General features: G+C 41.1%; 15 protein-coding genes, 1 riboswitch and 1 other annotated feature. Of the genes, 11 read left to right on the top strand and 4 right to left on the bottom strand.

What is annotated here, in order from left to right:
• Positions 1–166: 166 nt before the first annotated feature.
• Entirely contained in the window at positions 167–1132 is a 966-nt protein-coding gene (argF, locus tag V4T18_RS12805) for an ornithine carbamoyltransferase (RefSeq protein ID WP_332649912.1), read from the top strand.
• A 314-nt stretch (positions 1133–1446) separates the two neighbouring features.
• Here the strand turns inward: argF and nadA are convergent, their stop codons facing one another.
• The 3 genes from nadA to nadB are packed head-to-tail and all read right to left on the bottom strand — an operon-like array spanning position 1447 to position 4931.
• Positions 1447–2547, bottom strand: a complete 1101-nt coding sequence (nadA, locus tag V4T18_RS12800; protein WP_332649911.1) for a quinolinate synthase NadA — start codon at positions 2545–2547, stop codon at positions 1447–1449.
• Positions 2534–3394: a carboxylating nicotinate-nucleotide diphosphorylase gene (gene nadC / locus V4T18_RS12795; protein ID WP_332649910.1), complete on the bottom strand. Its 861-nt coding sequence runs from the start codon at positions 3392–3394 to the stop codon at positions 2534–2536. Before nadC ends, nadA begins: the two co-directional genes overlap by 14 nt.
• Positions 3360–4931, bottom strand: coding sequence for an L-aspartate oxidase (gene nadB, locus V4T18_RS12790; RefSeq protein WP_332649908.1), 1572 nt, complete (start codon positions 4929–4931; stop codon positions 3360–3362). The genes nadC and nadB overlap by 35 nt, the downstream gene beginning before the upstream one ends.
• A gap of 96 nt (positions 4932–5027) precedes the next feature.
• Between nadB and V4T18_RS12785 the strand changes: the two genes are divergently transcribed.
• A complete protein-coding gene (locus tag V4T18_RS12785) occupies positions 5028–6140 on the top strand; it encodes a cysteine desulfurase family protein (RefSeq protein ID WP_332649906.1) in 1113 nt (370 codons plus the stop codon).
• Positions 6141–6236: 96 nt separating this feature from the next.
• Here V4T18_RS12785 and sspI read toward each other — a convergent pair whose 3' ends face one another.
• Entirely contained in the window at positions 6237–6446 is a 210-nt protein-coding gene (gene sspI, locus V4T18_RS12780; RefSeq protein WP_332649903.1) for a small acid-soluble spore protein SspI, read from the bottom strand.
• 171 nt (positions 6447–6617) lie between these two features.
• Here sspI and V4T18_RS12775 point away from each other — a divergent pair, with 171 nt between their 5' ends.
• The 9 genes from V4T18_RS12775 (at position 6618) to V4T18_RS12735 (ending at position 17479) form a co-directional block, all read left to right on the top strand.
• Positions 6618–7379, top strand: a complete 762-nt coding sequence (locus V4T18_RS12775; RefSeq protein ID WP_332649901.1) for a TrmH family RNA methyltransferase — start codon at positions 6618–6620, stop codon at positions 7377–7379.
• Between the two features lie 466 nt (positions 7380–7845).
• Positions 7846–8074: a binding site (T-box leader), on the top strand.
• Positions 8075–8141: 67 nt separating this feature from the next.
• On the top strand, positions 8142–9179 hold the full coding sequence (gene pheS, locus V4T18_RS12770; RefSeq protein ID WP_332649899.1) for a phenylalanine--tRNA ligase subunit alpha: 1038 nt from the start codon (positions 8142–8144) through the stop codon (positions 9177–9179).
• A 12-nt stretch (positions 9180–9191) separates the two neighbouring features.
• Entirely contained in the window at positions 9192–11597 is a 2406-nt protein-coding gene (pheT, locus tag V4T18_RS12765; protein ID WP_332649897.1) for a phenylalanine--tRNA ligase subunit beta, read from the top strand.
• Positions 11598–11950: 353 nt separating this feature from the next.
• On the top strand, positions 11951–13405 hold the full coding sequence (locus V4T18_RS12760; RefSeq protein WP_332649895.1) for a tetratricopeptide repeat-containing diguanylate cyclase: 1455 nt from the start codon (positions 11951–11953) through the stop codon (positions 13403–13405).
• Positions 13406–13488: 83 nt separating this feature from the next.
• Positions 13489–13597: riboswitch (TPP riboswitch) on the top strand.
• A 109-nt stretch (positions 13598–13706) separates the two neighbouring features.
• Entirely contained in the window at positions 13707–14459 is a 753-nt protein-coding gene (gene thiM, locus V4T18_RS12755; protein ID WP_332649893.1) for a hydroxyethylthiazole kinase, read from the top strand.
• Positions 14456–15277, top strand: a complete 822-nt coding sequence (thiD, locus tag V4T18_RS12750; RefSeq protein ID WP_332649892.1) for a bifunctional hydroxymethylpyrimidine kinase/phosphomethylpyrimidine kinase — start codon at positions 14456–14458, stop codon at positions 15275–15277. The genes thiM and thiD overlap by 4 nt, the downstream gene beginning before the upstream one ends.
• Entirely contained in the window at positions 15267–15899 is a 633-nt protein-coding gene (gene thiE, locus V4T18_RS12745; protein WP_332649891.1) for a thiamine phosphate synthase, read from the top strand. Before thiD ends, thiE begins: the two co-directional genes overlap by 11 nt.
• 258 nt (positions 15900–16157) lie before the next feature.
• Positions 16158–16814, top strand: coding sequence for a Type 1 glutamine amidotransferase-like domain-containing protein (locus tag V4T18_RS12740; protein ID WP_332649890.1), 657 nt, complete (start codon positions 16158–16160; stop codon positions 16812–16814).
• A gap of 86 nt (positions 16815–16900) precedes the next feature.
• A complete protein-coding gene (locus V4T18_RS12735; protein WP_332649889.1) occupies positions 16901–17479 on the top strand; it encodes a histidine phosphatase family protein in 579 nt (192 codons plus the stop codon).
• Positions 17480–17517 lie beyond the last annotated feature (38 nt).

Genomic DNA, 17517 nt, shown 5'->3' with positions numbered 1-17517 from the left:
TTCCCATGAAAGATTTATAGCATTCTAAAGCGGATTATTAGTCTCTAATTATCGACTGTTTTCTTTTTATAAGAAAATTTAAAATAAACATAATTATTCACTTGATTTTATAAAAATACATATGTATAATAGAAATCAAGATAAAGCATTCGAGGAGCGAGCGTACATGAAATTGTTAGAAGAGGTGCAGTTAAAGTTAGTGGAGAGCCTTAAGGGGAAGGACTTACTAACCTTGCTTGACTATACGAGTGAAGAGGTAGAAAGCTTGATTAAGCTAGCCTCACAGCTGAAAAAAGTGACAAAAGAGGGCAAGTGTCCGAAGCTTTTAGAAGGAAAAACACTAGGAATGATTTTCGAAAAAAGCTCGACGCGTACTCGTGTATCCTTTGAAGTGGGCATGCAGCAGCTAGGTGGCTATGGCATGTACATGAATGCACGCGATATGCAAATTGGTCGAGGTGAGCCAATTTCAGATACGGGTCAAGTATTATCAGGCTACTTAGACGGTATTATGATTCGTGCTAATTCTCATGAGATGGTAAAGGAGCTTGCAGAATATGCAAAGATTCCTGTCATTAACGGGTTAACAGACCTATATCATCCTTGTCAAGCATTAGCGGATATTGAAACAATCTCAGAACATAAGGGAGAAGTAAAAGGTCTAAAAGTAGCGTATGTTGGCGACGGCAATAATGTAGCACATTCATTAGTCATTGCTTGTGCACATGTTGGAATGGATGTGGCAGTCGCTACACCTCCTGGTTATGAGTGTGATACTGAAATTATCGCAAAAGCAAGTGAGCTTGCAAAGGCAAATGGTAGCTTAGTAACTGTTACACAGGATCCGATTGCTGCAGTAAAGGATGCAGATGTTGTTTATGCAGATGTCTGGACATCAATGGGGCAGGAGGAAGAAACAGCTCAGCGCTTAATCGACTTCAAAGCCTACCAAATTAATGATGAACTTGTGGCACATGCAAAGCCGGACTATATGTTCTTACACTGTTTACCGGCTCATCGTGAGGAAGAAGTAACAGCTTCGGTCATCGATGGACCAAACTCTTATATCTTTGAACAAGCGGAAAATCGTTTACATGCACAAAAGGCGGTTTTAGCTTCATTACTTGCTTAATATTCGCGAGTTGCGAATCTAAGTATGAGAAAGAAAAAACATTGCCAATTGCAGGATGGCGCGGTTGGCAATGGGTAGTATGTTAACGGCACGTGCGGGGGACTCGCTGCAGGCTATTAATACGCTACAATATTGTGATGTACGTTATCAAGATGGATAACCTCATCACTACATAGGAAAACAACTCGGGAGACGCTGAGTTGTTTTTTGTTTTTGGTCTTTAAAGAGTACACTGAAAATCGACATATCGACTTACATATAAATGACCCTCATCAGAAAGTTTATTTCTAATGAGGGAATCACGAGCAGCTATGCTACGCACGAGCGAGCATACGCTCTAGTGAAAGGACTGCCTGTGCAGTAACTTCTTTATCTACGGCAATCACATTTCCTTGTCCGCCTTGTTGGATTGTTTCCAGTGCCCATAATAAATGAGGCAAATCGATTCGATTCATTGTTAAGCAAGGGCACATATTTTCATTCAATGAAATAATATGCTTATCAGGGTTATTTGCGATTAATCGCTTCACTAAATTCATTTCAGTCCCAATAGCCCAGCTTGATCCAGGAGGTGCAGCTTCGATAACATCACAAATATACTTTGTAGAGCCATTATCATCTGATAGCGCAACAACTTCTCGACTACATTCTGGATGGACAATTATTTTCATCTCAGGATATTTCGTACGTACATCCTTTATGTTATAAACTGTAAAGCCTTCATGCACGGAGCAATGTCCCTTCCATAGGATGACCTTCACATCTTCTATTGCACCCTCATACTCTAGCTTGCCTGAAATCGGATTCCACACGGCCATATGCTCCAATGGAACACCAAGGTCAAATGCAGTGTTTCGCCCTAAATGCTGATCGGGTAGGAATAGTAGACGTGGCTTTTGTGTAAATGCCCACTCTACCATCGTTTTTGCGTTAGAGGACGTAACACAAGCGCCACCGTTTCGCCCTGTAAATGCTTTAATGGCTGCTGTTGAATTCACATACGTTAACGGAATAATTGTCTCGCCAAACAGTTTGGTTAGCTCTACCCAAGCTTCCTCTGTTTGGTATATATTCGCCATATCTGCCATCGAGCAGCCTGCACGCATATCAGGTAAGTAGACAATTTGATCATCTTCCGTTAGCATATCAGCTGTCTCCGCCATAAAATGAACACCACAAAATACGATACTCTTTGCTTTTTTATTCGCTGCAGCGACTTGAGCAAGCTGCAGGGAGTCTCCTGTCGTATCAGCAAATTGAATGACCTCATCTCGCTGATAATGATGACCTGGAATGAAGAGTTCATCGCCTAGTTTTTCTTTAATTTCGCGGATTCGTGTTTCCATTTCTTCACGCGTCATTGATTTATATTTGTCTGGAAGCAATGATCCTTCCATCAATTTAGTGAGTACCATGAACAATTACTCCTTTCGGCCCAACAAGTGCGCTAATATCAAAGGCTGAGACGGAATGAGTAAGGGCACCAAGAGAAATCCATTCTACGCCACTTTCTGCATACTCTCTTAAATTATCTAACGTAATATTACCTGAAGCCTCCGTGGCAATATGCGGAGGAACTAGAGGAAGCCAATCACGAATTTCCGAGGGTGTACGGTTATCGAACATAATAATGTCTGCACCTGCATCGATTGCTTCCATAAGCTCTTCCTTCGTTTCAATTTCCACCTCAATTTTTACTGTATGACCGATTTTACTACGCGCGGATTCTACAGCCTTTGTTATACTACCTGCAAAAGCGATATGATTATCCTTTAACATAATGGCATCATAAAGCCCACTGCGGTGATTGTATGCTCCACCAGTACGAACAGCATATTTGTCGAGCATACGAAGCCCTGGCATCGTTTTACGCGTATCACAAATATGCGCATTAGTACCAGTTGTTCTAGCGACCGCTTTATTTGCCTTTGTGGCAATACCGCTCATCCGCTGTACTAGGTTTAAAATAACACGCTCACCTGTGAGTAGGCTGCGAAGTGATCCTTCGATAATCGCAAGCTGATCTCCCTTTGAAATGTGCTCACCATCTTGTTTTAATACGCTCACCTTTAAGGTTGAATCTAGTATCGAGAATCCAATTTCGATAATTTGAGCCCCGCAAAAAATGCCATCCTCCTTTGCATAAAACGTAAAGGAACCTTGCTCTTGGGCTGAAAAAATTGTTTCGCTCGATAAATCACCATCGCCGATATCTTCATTAAAAAAACTAGTTAACATAGCTTTTAGTTTGATTACATTCATATAAATCGTTCCTCACATTCATTTTTCCTTGCTCGAAGACAATCCATCTCTTTTGCCAATGGTTTGCTTTCATAGGATAGTCGTTTCTTATATGGGCCCCACGGGATTCTGTCCTCTCTTGTGCAGCATGGGCAATTAAAGAGGCTGTTATATTCATAAAATATAATTCTATGCGTTCCTTAGAATATCCCCGTAGATTACCTGTTTTGCTTGTGATGCCTGGTAATTGAACTATCAATTTTTGTAGGCCTTCCTTTGAGCGAACGATACCTGCATTGCTGAGCATTGCCTTTTGTAAAAGCACTTTTGGCAATAAGCTTTCAGAAATAGGAGAGTCTATATCGCTTCTTAAAATAAAATTGTGTTGATTATCGCCGTTTTCTAGCAAATAGGTTGCCATCATTGTTCCAAATGTAATGCCTTCTAATAATGAATTACTCGCAAGTCGATTTGCACCATGAACCCCTGTGCAAGCAACCTCACCAACGGCAAATAATCGAGGGATAGAAGTTTGTCCGTAGAGATCCGTAATCACACCGCCCATTAGAAAATGGCTGCCAGGAGCAATCGGAATCCTTCCATTCGATAAATCCACACCGTTTTGGCTGCAAAGGTTGTGAATCGTAGGGAATTTTTGCTCGAAGCTTTTGATCCGTGAAATATCAATAAATACTTCCTGTCCATTCTCCCGCATTTTGTACATTTCATAAGCTGTAATATGACGAGGTGCTAAATCTCCTAAAGGATGCTTTCCGTCCATAATCGGTTTCCCGTTCACATCAACGAATTTTCCGCCTGCACCTCGAACAGCTTCTGAAACGAGCCCTCTAGCTCCGTTAACATAGAGCAGACTCGGATGGAATTGAACGAACTCCATATCTGTTACTGATGCCCCAGCTAAATAGGCGAGTGCAATACCATCTCCGTAGCTAGTCTCACAATTTGACGTACATTCATACAGTGCACCGGCCCCACCTGTAGCTAAAATAACGTACGAGGCGAAGTATGATTTTTCTCCACTATTCGTTTTCACACGAACACCGCAGCACTCATGGGCGGAATTTAAGAGTAGCTCATACGCAAACTCATACGTATGAATATAGACATTGGGTGGTAATTCGCCAGCAATATAATCGACAAGGTTTTTGCCTGTAGCATCTCCACCTGCATGGACGATACGGTGCTTGCTATGAGCACCTTCTAAGCCAAGAGAAATTTCGCCATCCTCATTGTGATCAGCTTGAAATCCTTCTTGTAAAAGTTCCTTCACAACGGAAGCGCCGTTTTCAATGAGTGCTTTTACATTACCTTCGTGGTGGTGGTATTCACCAGCCTTAAGCGTATCTTGTATATGAAGGGCAGTATCATCATCAGCTGAGATAACGGCAGCAATGCCCCCTTGTGCTTTGTAGGAGCTACTAACGGTTAAATCCGACTTTGTAATGATGTGTACATGGAAGCGGCGGCTTAAATTTCGAGCAGCCTCGAGTGCTGCAATGCCCCCGCCAATAATGACGATGTCTGTACTAATATTCATGCTCGTACCTTCTTTACAGTTGTCTTGACACATATCTTTACATAAAATAAAGAAAAGAACAAGTATTTCTTACTCGTTAGAAAAGAGGCGTGGACAATGATTTATTTAGATTATGCGGCAACGACACCAATGACTGCTAGAGCCATTGCAGCCTATAGCGAAGCCGCACAAGAGCTCGCGGGAAATCCGTCAAGCTTACATGATATGGGAGGCAGGGCAGCAGCTGCTGTCACATGGGCAAGAAAGGTAATTGCAGAAGAGCTCGGTGTACATGAGGACGGCATTATTTTTACTGGAAGTGGAACAGAAGGGAATTTATTAGGAATCTTATCTTTAGCGAAGGGGGCACGTGGTGGAAAGCACATCATTTCATGTATGGCCGAGCATACTTCTGTTCATGCAGCGTTAAATACGTTAGAGGGGGAAGGCTATAAAGTTACAAGGCTGCCACTAACGCAAGAGGGAATTATTGATTTAGCAAGCTTAGAGATGGCGATTCGTAGCGACACGACACTAATTTCGATTCAGCATGCTAACTCTGAAATCGGCACGGTCCAGCCAGTGAAAGAGATTGCGAGGATAGCAAAGAGATTTGGTGTTCGAATTCACGTCGATTGTGTGCAATCATTTTGTAAGCTCGATATAACGGATTTTTCAGGTGAGGTTGATGGGATTACAGTATCGGCTCATAAAGTAGGCGGTCCGAAAGGCTGTGGAGCTGTGTATTTGAATCCTCGTGTGCGGGCGACACCAGTATTTCCTGGAGTCACACATGAAAAAGGCTTGCGTGGAGGAACGCTTGATACGCCGAGCATTGTTGCAATGGCAGTAGGGGTTGAGGAATTTAAGTATAATATCGACTACCAAAGGCAGCTTCGACACGATCTTCTAGAGGGGCTCGATAGTTCATTATTTCAAGTAATCGAAGCCCCAGCCGAAAACCAGCTACCGAATATTTGTGGGATTTGCATGAAAGGGATTGAAGGACAATATGTCATGCTGAAACTAAATGAGGATGGCATTTATATTTCAACAGGAAGCGCCTGTGATATCAATAGTGCATCAGGAACGAAGGCGATACTCGCGATGGGGAAATCATTGACGGAGGCAAGACAGTTTTTCCGCATTTCATTTGGAAGTGAGACGACGCATGAGGAAATAGCTACGGTGAATAAGGCATTACACAGGATAGCAACATTCGTAAAATGAGTACTTAAATTTCGAATAATCATGGAAAGCTATGAACGTTGAAATAGAAGCTGAGGTAAGCCAAAAAAGAACCTCAGCTTAATTGTTCGGATAAGATTAATGGCTGAAATGCTGTGACAATTTTTCCGAAAATGAATTTCGCTCCTGCTCACTTGAGTCTTGCCACCAGGCTTCTAAAAACACGCCGAGACCAGGTAATAAATGTTCCTCCCCACGACTAATGGCATCATTTACGATGTCAGAAAATTCAGCTGGGGATTGACCCGTCACATTGGTAGTAATTGCTTGTCGAATTTGAAAATCCATTTTTTCCTCTCCTTTCTATGTGTAGTATTGCTTTATTATCTAAAATTATGTGTGATAGATGGCATCAGATTCGAAAAATGGAAGGGTAGTTAGCAATTATTAGCTTCGGGAAAAATTACTTAGAATATGCTATAATTCATCGTTGAATAACTTATTAAAGGACGGAACAAGATGAAACGAATTGAATCGACACAAAACGCACTCGTAAAGCATTGGAAAAAGCTCGTTACACAGCGTAAAGAGCGTGAAAAAACAGGTGAATTTATAATCGAAGGCTTCCATTTAGTAGAGGAAGCGTTAAAAAATAAAGAGCAAATCGTTCAAATTATTGTCCGTGATGGTGTTGACCTACCACTGTTATGGGCGATCGACGATGTGCAAACAGTACAGGTTAATGATGCGGTTGCAAAGGAAATTGCAGAAACAGAAAAATCACAGGGTGTGTTTGCTCATTGTAAGCAAAAAGAGGTTTCGGAAACAGAAATGGCAGCTTGGCGCAAAGTATTACTTGTAGATGCTGTTCAGGACCCAGGAAATATTGGCACGATGATTCGTACGGCTGATGCGGCTGGTATTGATGCGGTCATTTTAGGCAAAGGCTGCGTGGATGCGTTTAATCCAAAAACGATGCGCTCAGCACAGGGTTCTCATTTCCATATCCCTGTCGTTCGTGGCGATTTAGATGAATGGATTGACCGCCTGCAGGACGACAATGTAAAAGTATTCGGCACAGCGTTAGAAGAGGCCATTTCATACAAGGAAGTTGATGTGAAGGATGCCTTTGCGTTAATCGTAGGTAATGAAGGTAGTGGCATTAGCCCGCAACTGTTAGCCAAAACAGATCAAAACGTGATCATCCCAATTTTTGGTGGTGCAGAATCATTAAATGTAGCAGTTGCGACAGGGATTTTATTGTATCAATTTAGAGGGTAAGTGTTGGCTAGTAAGCTTTTGGTGTGGCGAGTATAGAGTCACATCGGCTAGTATTCTAAGCTCGAATTTTCACATTGGCTAGTAAATTTTAAAAAACGGCTAGTATTTTTGAAAATGTGGCGAGTATTTCGAGAAAAGTGGCTAGTATTTCAAATAAACTGGCTAGTAAATCCAGCGTGATGTGTGATCATCCGACTTTCCGTGGCGCAGAAGCAGTCGCGACAGCGAATTGAAAGATTGGCTACTAAGCTTTCAACGTGGCGAGTATAGAGTCACATCGGCTAGTATTCTAAGCTCGACTATTCACATTGGCTAGTAAATTTAAAAAAACGGCTAGTATTTCGAGAAAAGTGGCTAGTATTTCAAAAAAACTGGCTAGTAAATCCAGACTCTACGCATAAAGAGACCAATTCTTACACTTGAAACAAAAAAGGAAATATCGTACTATGTTAAGTATTACGAATGAATAAATGCTTTGACCGAGAAGAGTAAATGTTCAAGAGATTGCTTTAGGGAGTGCAGGCCGAGACTGAAAGCTTGCATAGCAGTTCGAATGTTGAATTCACCTCGCGAGCAGCTTCCGGGAGTCATATCACATGACGAAAGGAATGCCGGCGAATGACGTCGTTAAGTCAATAGAGTGATTGCATATTGCAATAACTAGGGTGGTACCGCGAATGATCCTCGTCCCTTTTGGGGGCGGGGTTTTTTTGTTTTTTCTGCCACAGCCAAAGTAAAAACTACAAGGAGGTTTTTTATAAAATGGAACAACAATTAAAGCAGCTTGAGCAAGAAGCGCTAGCGAAAATTGAAGCAGCATCAGATTTAAAACAACTAAATGATGTTCGTGTTGCCTATTTAGGAAAAAAGGGACCAATTACGGACTTATTAAAAGGAATGGGTAAGCTTTCAGCTGAGGAGCGCCCGAAAATGGGGGCACTTGTGAATACAGTGCGCGAAAACGTTACGGCTCAATTAGAGGCGAAGGTAGACTTACTTGAAGAGAGAGCGATCCAAGCACAATTGGAAAAGGAATCAATCGATGTTACGTTACCAGGGGCTGCGATTAAATCAGGAAATCGTCATCCATTAACACGTGTAATTGAAGAGATTGAAGACTTGTTCGTTGGAATGGGCTATGAAATCGTAGAAGGGCCAGAAGTAGAAAAAGACTACTATAACTTTGAAGCGATGAACTTACCAAAAGGTCATCCAGCTCGTGATATGCAGGATTCATTCTACATTTCAGAAGAGATCCTACTGCGTACACATACGTCACCAGTACAGGCACGTACGATGGAAGCGAAAAAAGGGGAGCCAATTCGCGTTATTTGCCCAGGTAAAGTATTCCGCCGAGATACAGATGATGCAACACACTCTCACCAATTCATGCAAATCGAAGGGCTAGTTATCGGGGAAAACATTCGCATGAGTGATCTAAAAGGAACACTGGATGCATTAGCGAAGAAAATGTTCGGTGCTGAGCGTGAAATTCGCTTACGTCCATCATTCTTCCCATTCACAGAGCCATCTGTAGAAGTTGATGTATCTTGTCATAAGTGCGGTGGCGCGGGCTGTAACGTATGTAAGCAAACAGGCTGGATTGAAATTTTAGGTGCGGGTATGGTTCATCCGAACGTGCTTGAAATGGCTGGCTATGATTCGAAAAAAGTATCAGGCTTTGCGTTCGGTATCGGTGCTGAGCGTATCGCGATGTTAAAATACGGGGTGGATGATATCCGTCACTTCTATACGAATGACGTACGCTTCTTATCACAATTCCACCGAAGTGAAGGGTAAGGAGGAAGATTTATGTTAGTTTCATTAAAATGGTTATCCCAATATGTAGATATTGATGGTCTTGACCCACAAGAGTTAGCAGAAAAAATTACACGCTCAGGAATTGAAGTCGATGCAGTCATCGATCGCTCTGTTGGCATGACAAATGTCGTTGTTGGTAGTGTTGTATCAAAAGAAAAACACCCTGAAGCAGATAAATTAAATGTATGCCAGGTGGACGTAGGTGAAGAAGTCCTTCAGCAAATCGTTTGTGGTGCACCGAATGTCGATGAGGGACAAAAGGTGATTGTAGCGCTTCCAGGTGCTAAGCTTCCAGGCGGCATTAAAATTAAAAAAGCAAAGCTACGTGGTGTTGAATCGAACGGTATGATTTGCTCGCTACAGGAGCTTGGCATTGAAGGTCGTCTTGTACCGAAAGCATATGCTGAAGGAATTTATGTTTTACCAGCAGACGTAACTCCTGGTGAGGATGCACTTGAAACTTTAGGGCTTCGCGATACAGTTTTAGAGCTTGGCCTAACACCAAACCGTTCAGATGCGTTATCGATGCTAGGTGTTGCTTATGAGGTAGCAGCGATTCTTTCACAGGACGTGAAACTGCCAGAAATCACATACAAGGCTTCAGCTGAAAAAGCAGAGGATCTATTAAAGCTTCGTGTAGAGGACACAGCAACGAACCCACTATATTCAGCAAAAGTAGTGAAAAACGTAGTAGTGGCTGAATCTCCACTTTGGCTACAGCATTATTTAATGGCTGCAGGTGTTCGCCCTCATAACAACGTAGTAGATATTACAAACTATATCCTAATGGAGTACGGTCAACCACTTCATGCATTTGACTACGATAAACTAGAAACAGGTGAAATCGTAACACGCTTTGCTACAGAGGGAGAAAAAATTACGACACTTGATGATGTAGAGCGTACATTAGCCTCTCACAACTTTGTCATTACGAATGGCAAAGAGCCAGTTGCAGTTGCTGGTGTTATGGGTGGTGCAAACTCTGAGGTGTCAGATGCTACAACAACAGTTGTGATTGAATCTGCTTACTTCGCAGGTGGTTCAGTTCGCCGTACATCAAAGGATTTAGGCTTACGCTCAGATTCATCAGCTCGCTTTGAAAAAGGCGTAGACCCGAACCGTGTACTTCCTGCTACTGAACGCGCGGCACAGCTACTCTCAGAGCTTGCAGGTGGTGAAGTACTAGAAGGTACAGTACTTGTAGATGAGCTAGACAAAACGCCAGCTCGTGTTGTTGTTTCGCCAGACTTCATTAACGGCCGTCTTGGAATGAAAATTTCCTTAGAAGAAATGCTCTCTATTTTAGAACGTCTAGGTTTTGGTGTAGAAGCGGCAAATGGCATGCTGATCATCGATGCACCGACACGTCGTCAGGATATTAAAATCGAAGAAGACATCGTGGAAGAAATTGCACGTATGTATGGCTATGATGAAATTCCAATGACCCTACCAGAGTCGGATGTAGTAGGTCGTTTAACACCTTACCAAGCAAAACGAAGAATCGTTCGTAATGTTATGGAGGGGGCTGGATTATTCCAAGCTGTAACATACTCATTAACGTCAGAGGAGGACTCACAAAAATTCGCTTTAAAAGCTGAAGAAACAACAAAGCTGTTAATGCCAATGTCTGAGGAGCGTTCAACCCTACGTCAAAGCTTAATCCCTCATTTAGTAGAAGCAGCCGCTTATAATGTAGCTCGTCAAATTGACTCTGTAGCACTTTACGAAATCGGCTCTGTATTCCTTGGCCAAACGTCTGAGGAGCTTCCATTCGAGGAAGAGCATTTAGCGCTTGTACTAACTGGTAAGTGGACGGATAACGCTTGGCAGGGTGAGAAGAAGCCTGTTGATTTCTTCGTAGCAAAAGGAATTATCGAGGCTATATTTGCAAAGTTTAGCTTAACAGACCGCGTTTCTTATGAAGGAGCAACTGTTGATGGCTTACATCCTGGTCGTACAGCCCATGTACTACTAGACGGTGAAAAAATTGGTCTTATCGGCCAGCTTCACCCAGCTCAGCAAAAGCAAGCTGGCGTAAAAGAGACTTATGTTGCTGAGTTAAATTTATTAGCAGTTTTAAGTGCTGTAACAGAGGACTTAGTGTATACGCCTGTTCCGCGCTTCCCAGCAATGACTCGTGATATTGCCCTTGAGCTTGATCAGACAACAGCCTCTGGTGAAATTGTTCGAATCATTAAAGGGGCAGGAACAAAGCTTCTGAAGGATGTAAAAGTGTTTGACGTGTACGAGGGAGAAAAAATGGCTCCAGGTAAAAAATCTGTTGCCTTCTCATTAACTTACTTCGACCCAGAGCACACGCTAACTGATGAAGAGGTAGTAGCTGCACATAATAAAGTCTTAAAAGCATTAGCACAGGCTGGTGCGGAAGTACGATAAAAATATTAGATGAAAATTTGATATAAATATAAAGAATTTGCCTTATTTCTACGGGGGAAAGCTATCAAAAGCCTTTTTCTAAGTAGAAATGGGCGAATTCTTTTTTTATTGGAAGAAAGCTACATACTAGTGGATATTGTTAATATTTTGCTTAAATAATTTTGGAGTTGCGACTTAACACCTATCTACAAATGATGCTGTAACTATCAAAAAAATATTTCTTGTATTGTTATATTTATATAAATTATTACAATAATGTGGTATAATCTAACTAGTGATTATTATTGCAAAATAACTCCTAATGCTATGTTAATTAAAATAAGAAATCTGTAATAAGGGAGCCAGACATGCTTATGCAACAAACAGAAACAATTGAATTTGATAGTTTACAAACATTAGATGAAAAGTTTGAATATGCAAAAAGCATGCATTTGATTGCAAATTTTGAAGAAGGTTTAAGTTACTTTCGGATACTAAAAACGGAATACGAACAGGTTAAGCAATATGATAAAGTAATCGATTGCCTCGGGTGGATATGTCAGAATCTTGCGAACATGGGGCGTGTCGAAGAGTTATATAAATATTTGCCTGAGTATAAAGCGTATTGTAATGAATATGGTACAGAGGTCAATAGATTAAAGCTCAATACATATTTAGCGTTTATTAGTGCATCAATTGGTGCAGAGGAATCAGCAATCGAGTATTATAACGAAGCAATTTTTTTAGCGAAAAAGCTCAATGATACAAAGCGTTATTTACTTAGTTTGATTAATTTACAAGCGGTCTATTTAATAATGAAGAATTTTGATCATGCAAATGAAATTGCCTATGAGGTAAAAAGAATTTTCGACAGGGATCCAAGGGTAAAAACAACGATGTCCGAGGCTGCCTATTATTTGAATCTGATTACCATTAAATTAGAGTGGAATAAATTAGATGAAATAGAGGAACTCCTACATTCCTTTGAAAAAATTAATGAAATCGAAAAGCATAGTCGAGAGGTCATGTACTATCGCTGTGTAAAAGGTCGTTATTTTAATAGCTTAGGGCATTATGAGAAGGCAATCGAGGAATTAGAAAAAGCATACGACTATGTAAAAAAAACAGAGGAAGAGCCATTTTTAACAATTATTTTAGAGAATTTAATAAAGTCAAATGAAAATGTGGGAGACTATAAATACGCCTTACAGTATGCCAATTTGCTAAATGAAAAACTAAGTAATCAACAAAAGAAGCAATTACGCTCCGAAACTATTAAGGTGATAAAAGAAATCGATTTAGATAGTATGAAACAGCTTGTTTATGTGGATGGTTTAACGTCCATCCCTAACCGTAGATATTTAGAAAAACACGGTTCCAAGCTAGTTGATGATGCGAATCGTAAAGGGTCTAATGTATACTGTGGAATTATAGATATCGATCATTTTAAAAATATTAATGATCGTTTTGGTCATATTATAGGAGATTTAGCGATACAGCAATTAGCGCATGTAGTGAAAAAGGCATTGCCGGAAAAGGTAGTTTTTGCACGCTATGCTGGAGATGAATTTGTATTTTTAATTGAGCAGGTTGAAGAAGCTGAAGCATTTTTCCAAGGGCTATTCAACCAAATGACTAACTTTGAATTCCGAACGGAGGAGCTTGAAGTGAATTTAACACTTAGTATGGGCGTAGCCTCCCTATATGATTGCCGAGACAAGGAATTGAAAGTATTATTAGATTTAGCTGATCAGGCTCTATATCAATCCAAAAACACCGGTCGCAATCTAATAAGCTTCTATAACAATCAAGAGTCAGCCTTCATATAAATTGCCCCCTACTATAAAAAATGATTTCAACCTTATTGAAATTTCGATAGGACTTCGTTATGATAGGGGCATTCCAATTAAATAACAACCACAGGAGGGGCCGGGTTAGTCGGCTGAGATTGTGCACAAGACTGCACTGACTCTTAGAACCTGTAAGTTAATACTTGCGTAGGGATGTGGATAGAAACCAACTCAAAAACGATGTTAGGCTCTGTCCTAATATCGTTTTTTTTCTTTCACTCGTCAAGGATGAATTGGCAAGCCTGAATCAATAAACTATGAAAAAGTGAGGAAATCAAACGTGAGCTTAAAAGAAATTCGAGCAAAAAAACCGCTTGTACACTGTATTACAAATTATGTTGTCGCAAATTTTACGGCAAACGGTCTACTAGCTATTGGTGCTTCACCGATTATGGCTGATGAAGTACAAGAAATGAGGGATATGGCTTCAATTGTCGATGCTTTGTTAATTAACATCGGAACAGTCAATGAAGTAAAAAGTAAGGCGATGAAGCTGGCGGGACAATGTGCCAATGAGCGCGGCATTCCAGTTGTATTAGATCCTGTTGGCGTAGGTGCTTCGAAGTTTCGCATGAATGTTGTGCAGGAGCTATTGGGCACAGTGAAATTCGACTGCATTCGCTGTAATACAGGGGAGCTTGCAGCGATTGCTGGAGTTAGGTGGGACGGAAAAGGTGTCGACAGCGGCACAGGAGAAATGGATGTAGAAAGTGTAGCAATCGCAGTAGCGAAGAAATATAGCTGCCTTGTTGTTGTGACAGGGAGCACCGATATCGTTACAGATGGTAGGGATGTCCTTCGTGCAGAGGGTGGTGACGAGCGCATGACGGAAGTAACCGGAACAGGCTGTTTACTAAGTGCTATCTGTACAGCGGCGCTAGCTTCAACAGATAACGCGCTCTCTACGCTACAAAATGTCCTACAAGACTATAAGGGTGTAGCAATAATGGCTTCTCATGAGCGTGGCATCGGCTCGTTTGGAGTGGGCGTTTTAAATGCACTACAATTAATTTCAAGAGGTGAAATAGGATGAATATTGTTATGACTGTAGCTGGTTCAGATAGCGGTGGAGGAGCAGGAATTCAAGCGGATCTTAAAACATTTCAGGAGTTAGGTGTATTTGGTACAACAGCCATTACAGCCTTAACCGCTCAAAATACACTAGGTGTTAACGGGATTTTTCCAACTACACCCCAATTTGTCCAGGACCAAATGAGGACTGTTTTTGAGGATATGCCCGTTAGAGCTGTGAAAACAGGAATGTTATTTTCTGCTGAAATTATTGAGAAAGTCGCGGATTTTTTGGCGGATCAGTCGGTCCAACTCGTGATTGATCCAGTGATGATAGCAAAGGGAGGGGCGAGCCTACTTCAACAACAGGCAATGGATGCCCTTAAAACGAAGCTGCTGCCGATTGCTACTGTCCTAACACCGAATATTCCAGAAGCCGAAGAAATTACAGGACTTCGTATTGAGACAGAGGAGGATATTAAAAAAGCTGCACAAGCGATACTACAGCTTGGTGTTTCGTGTGTCGTCATGAAGGGTGGACACTTATCAGGTAAGGATGCAATTGATACAGTGTTTTTCAATGATGGCACGAGCTTTACAATGACAAGCGAGCGAATCCAAACAAGACAAACACATGGCACAGGCTGCACATTTTCTGCTGCATGTACCGCTTTTCTAGGAAGAGGATTAAGTGTACGTGAAGCAATAATAGAAGCGAAGAAATTTGTTCAGCTAGCGATTTCAAACCCGTTAAATATCGGGAATGGGCACGGTCCGACAAATCATTTTGCCTACAAAGAACATGAGGGGCAGTGTGAGGTGACAGTCCATGAAGCGTGAGAATTTACAAGTTTATTTTATTATGGGGACACAAAATATAACGAATCGCGAGCCACTAAAGGTTCTTGAGGAGGCATTACAGGCAGGCGTGACCATTTTTCAATTGAGAGAAAAAGGCGACGGTGCGTTACACGGTGCGGCGTACGAGGGGTTTGCCATTGAATGTCAGAAGCTTTGCCAGAAGTACGACGTGCCCTTTATTGTAAATGATGATATTGAACTCGCCATAAAGCTTGGAGCAGACGGTGTTCATATTGGCCAGGAGGATATGTCCGTTGGTGAGGTTCGAGAAAAAATCGGCGATCGAATACTCGGGATTTCGGTCCATAACATGGAGGAATTGCAGGTTGCACTTACACACAAAGCCGACTATGTTGGGATTGGCCCGATTTTTGCAACAAAATCGAAGGCGGATGCAAAAACACCTGCTGGTACAAGCTTCTTACAGCAAGTCTCTCACCAATACCCTGAGCTGCCGATTGTAGCAATAGGTGGCATCACAAAGCAAAATGGGACCGAGCCAATCCAAGCCGGAGCAGACGGCGTAGCGGTTATCTCAGCGATTTGTGAAAGTGAAAATATCAACGAAACAGTCGCGGTGTTTAAAGATTTAACGAATTAACCTTATAAAATCGTAATCTTACCCCCACGGAAAGGCTAACAAGCAGCTTTCGTGGGGTTTGTTTGTGATGACTTAGGAAAAGTAGTTCAACAAACAGAACCGCTTATAGAATAAGAGAATTTAAACTGTTACACTGAAACTATGAATGATTATTCTGTCACTTAGCATGAGGCGTGTATCGTATTGTTAACAAGAAAACCGAATTGGTAACGCAATAAATTAATGTTATTTAATCTTATCTTTGCAACGGGGGTACTTATGAAAACTCACTATTATTTAGGGTGGTTTAACTCTTTTTTTCCAGAGAATCTGGTCAGAGTGTTACACGAGGATATAACTGATAGAAAATCGATTGTAATGATTAGCTCGAATCCTTATTTGTTAGAAGAGGATGGTGCTACTGAACGGTCGTGGCTAGACCAGGCTGGCATTACGTTTGATGAATATTATTTGATCAATTATAGCGTACATAAGGAAGATGCCCATAAGTTAATTCAAAATGCGTCAGTCATTTTCTTGTTAGGTGGAAATACGGTTAATCAAAATAATTTTTTGAATGATTATGAATTGTCGTATGTGATAAAAAAAAGCGGAGCCGTTGTGATGGGAGCAAGCGCGGGTGCCATCAATATGTCCGCTAAATGGCTATGTTCGAAAAAACTTGGATATAAAGTTGAAATAAACGCTCTTTATGACGGAGTAGGTCTAGACAATTTTTCCGTCCTGTCTCATTATGATCTTGAAAATAACATTGCTCTTGTTCAAAGCGAATTGTCCTCTTTATCGGAAGAAATGGATATTTATGCGTCGAATAAGGATTGCGCTGTACGGGTAAAGGGAAGCAAAATCGACATTTTCGGCAATGTATATGTAATGTCCCACTCAAAGATTCAGAAATTGGAAGAGACGCTCTAGTTGTGAAGGAGAACTATGCAAAATAGGATTGTTTCTTCGTTATCCCAAAATGTAATTTAATATTAATTTGAGGATGTGTGGATTTTATGACGAGAATTTGCTTAGTACGACACGGTGAAACGGATTGGAACGTTTTGGGTAAACTTCAAGGAAGAACAGATGTAGAGTTAAATAGTAATGGCGTAGAACAAGCAAAGGATTGTGGAAGGTTTTTAGCAGCTACGACATGGAATCTAATCATTACTAGTCCACTACAAAGGGCTAAAAAAACAGCAGAAATCATTCAAACTTACATAGATGTTCCACTAATTGAAATGCAAAATTTCGTTGAAAGAAGCTATGGAGATGGGGAAGGGATGAGCCCTGAGGAAAGGCTGTTGGCATTTCCGGATAATCAATATTCGAACGCAGAAGATCGAGCATCCTTAACCAATCGAGTAATGGCTGGTATTACCAAAATAAACGATGAGTATGAAGGGGGAAATGTAATACTTGTGGCTCATGGGGCAGTTATTAATTCAATCTTAGCAAGCATATCAAACGGTAGCATTGGCTCTGGAAAAACGCAGCTTCATAACGCTTGCATCAGTGAGCTTGAGTTTGATAAAGGTCAATGGCATATTAAAAATTTTAATAAAGTAGACCATTTCACTACCGTCGCATAAAATTTTACTGAATTTTCTGTTTTTTATTCTTCCTGTTT

The organism is Lysinibacillus sp. 54212 (assembly GCF_036662795.1).
GTDB lineage: Bacteria > Bacillota > Bacilli > Bacillales_A > Planococcaceae > Lysinibacillus_B.
The sequence above is the reverse complement of the archived record's forward strand: the minus strand, read 5'-3'. Positions and strand labels throughout refer to the sequence as shown.

Coding starts and splice junctions, on each gene's coding strand:
- argF (WP_332649912.1), top strand. CDS start 167: ATGAAATTGTTAGAAGAGGTGCAGTTAAAGTTAGTGGAGAGCCTTAAG.
- nadA (WP_332649911.1), bottom strand. CDS start 2,547: ATGGTACTCACTAAATTGATGGAAGGATCATTGCTTCCAGACAAATAT.
- nadC (WP_332649910.1), bottom strand. CDS start 3,394: ATGAATGTAATCAAACTAAAAGCTATGTTAACTAGTTTTTTTAATGAA.
- nadB (WP_332649908.1), bottom strand. CDS start 4,931: ATGAATATTAGTACAGACATCGTCATTATTGGCGGGGGCATTGCAGCA.
- V4T18_RS12785 (WP_332649906.1), top strand. CDS start 5,028: ATGATTTATTTAGATTATGCGGCAACGACACCAATGACTGCTAGAGCC.
- sspI (WP_332649903.1), bottom strand. CDS start 6,446: ATGGATTTTCAAATTCGACAAGCAATTACTACCAATGTGACGGGTCAA.
- V4T18_RS12775 (WP_332649901.1), top strand. CDS start 6,618: ATGAAACGAATTGAATCGACACAAAACGCACTCGTAAAGCATTGGAAA.
- pheS (WP_332649899.1), top strand. CDS start 8,142: ATGGAACAACAATTAAAGCAGCTTGAGCAAGAAGCGCTAGCGAAAATT.
- pheT (WP_332649897.1), top strand. CDS start 9,192: ATGTTAGTTTCATTAAAATGGTTATCCCAATATGTAGATATTGATGGT.
- V4T18_RS12760 (WP_332649895.1), top strand. CDS start 11,951: ATGCAACAAACAGAAACAATTGAATTTGATAGTTTACAAACATTAGAT.
- thiD (WP_332649892.1), top strand. CDS start 14,456: ATGAATATTGTTATGACTGTAGCTGGTTCAGATAGCGGTGGAGGAGCA.
- thiE (WP_332649891.1), top strand. CDS start 15,267: ATGAAGCGTGAGAATTTACAAGTTTATTTTATTATGGGGACACAAAAT.
- V4T18_RS12740 (WP_332649890.1), top strand. CDS start 16,158: ATGAAAACTCACTATTATTTAGGGTGGTTTAACTCTTTTTTTCCAGAG.
- V4T18_RS12735 (WP_332649889.1), top strand. CDS start 16,901: ATGACGAGAATTTGCTTAGTACGACACGGTGAAACGGATTGGAACGTT.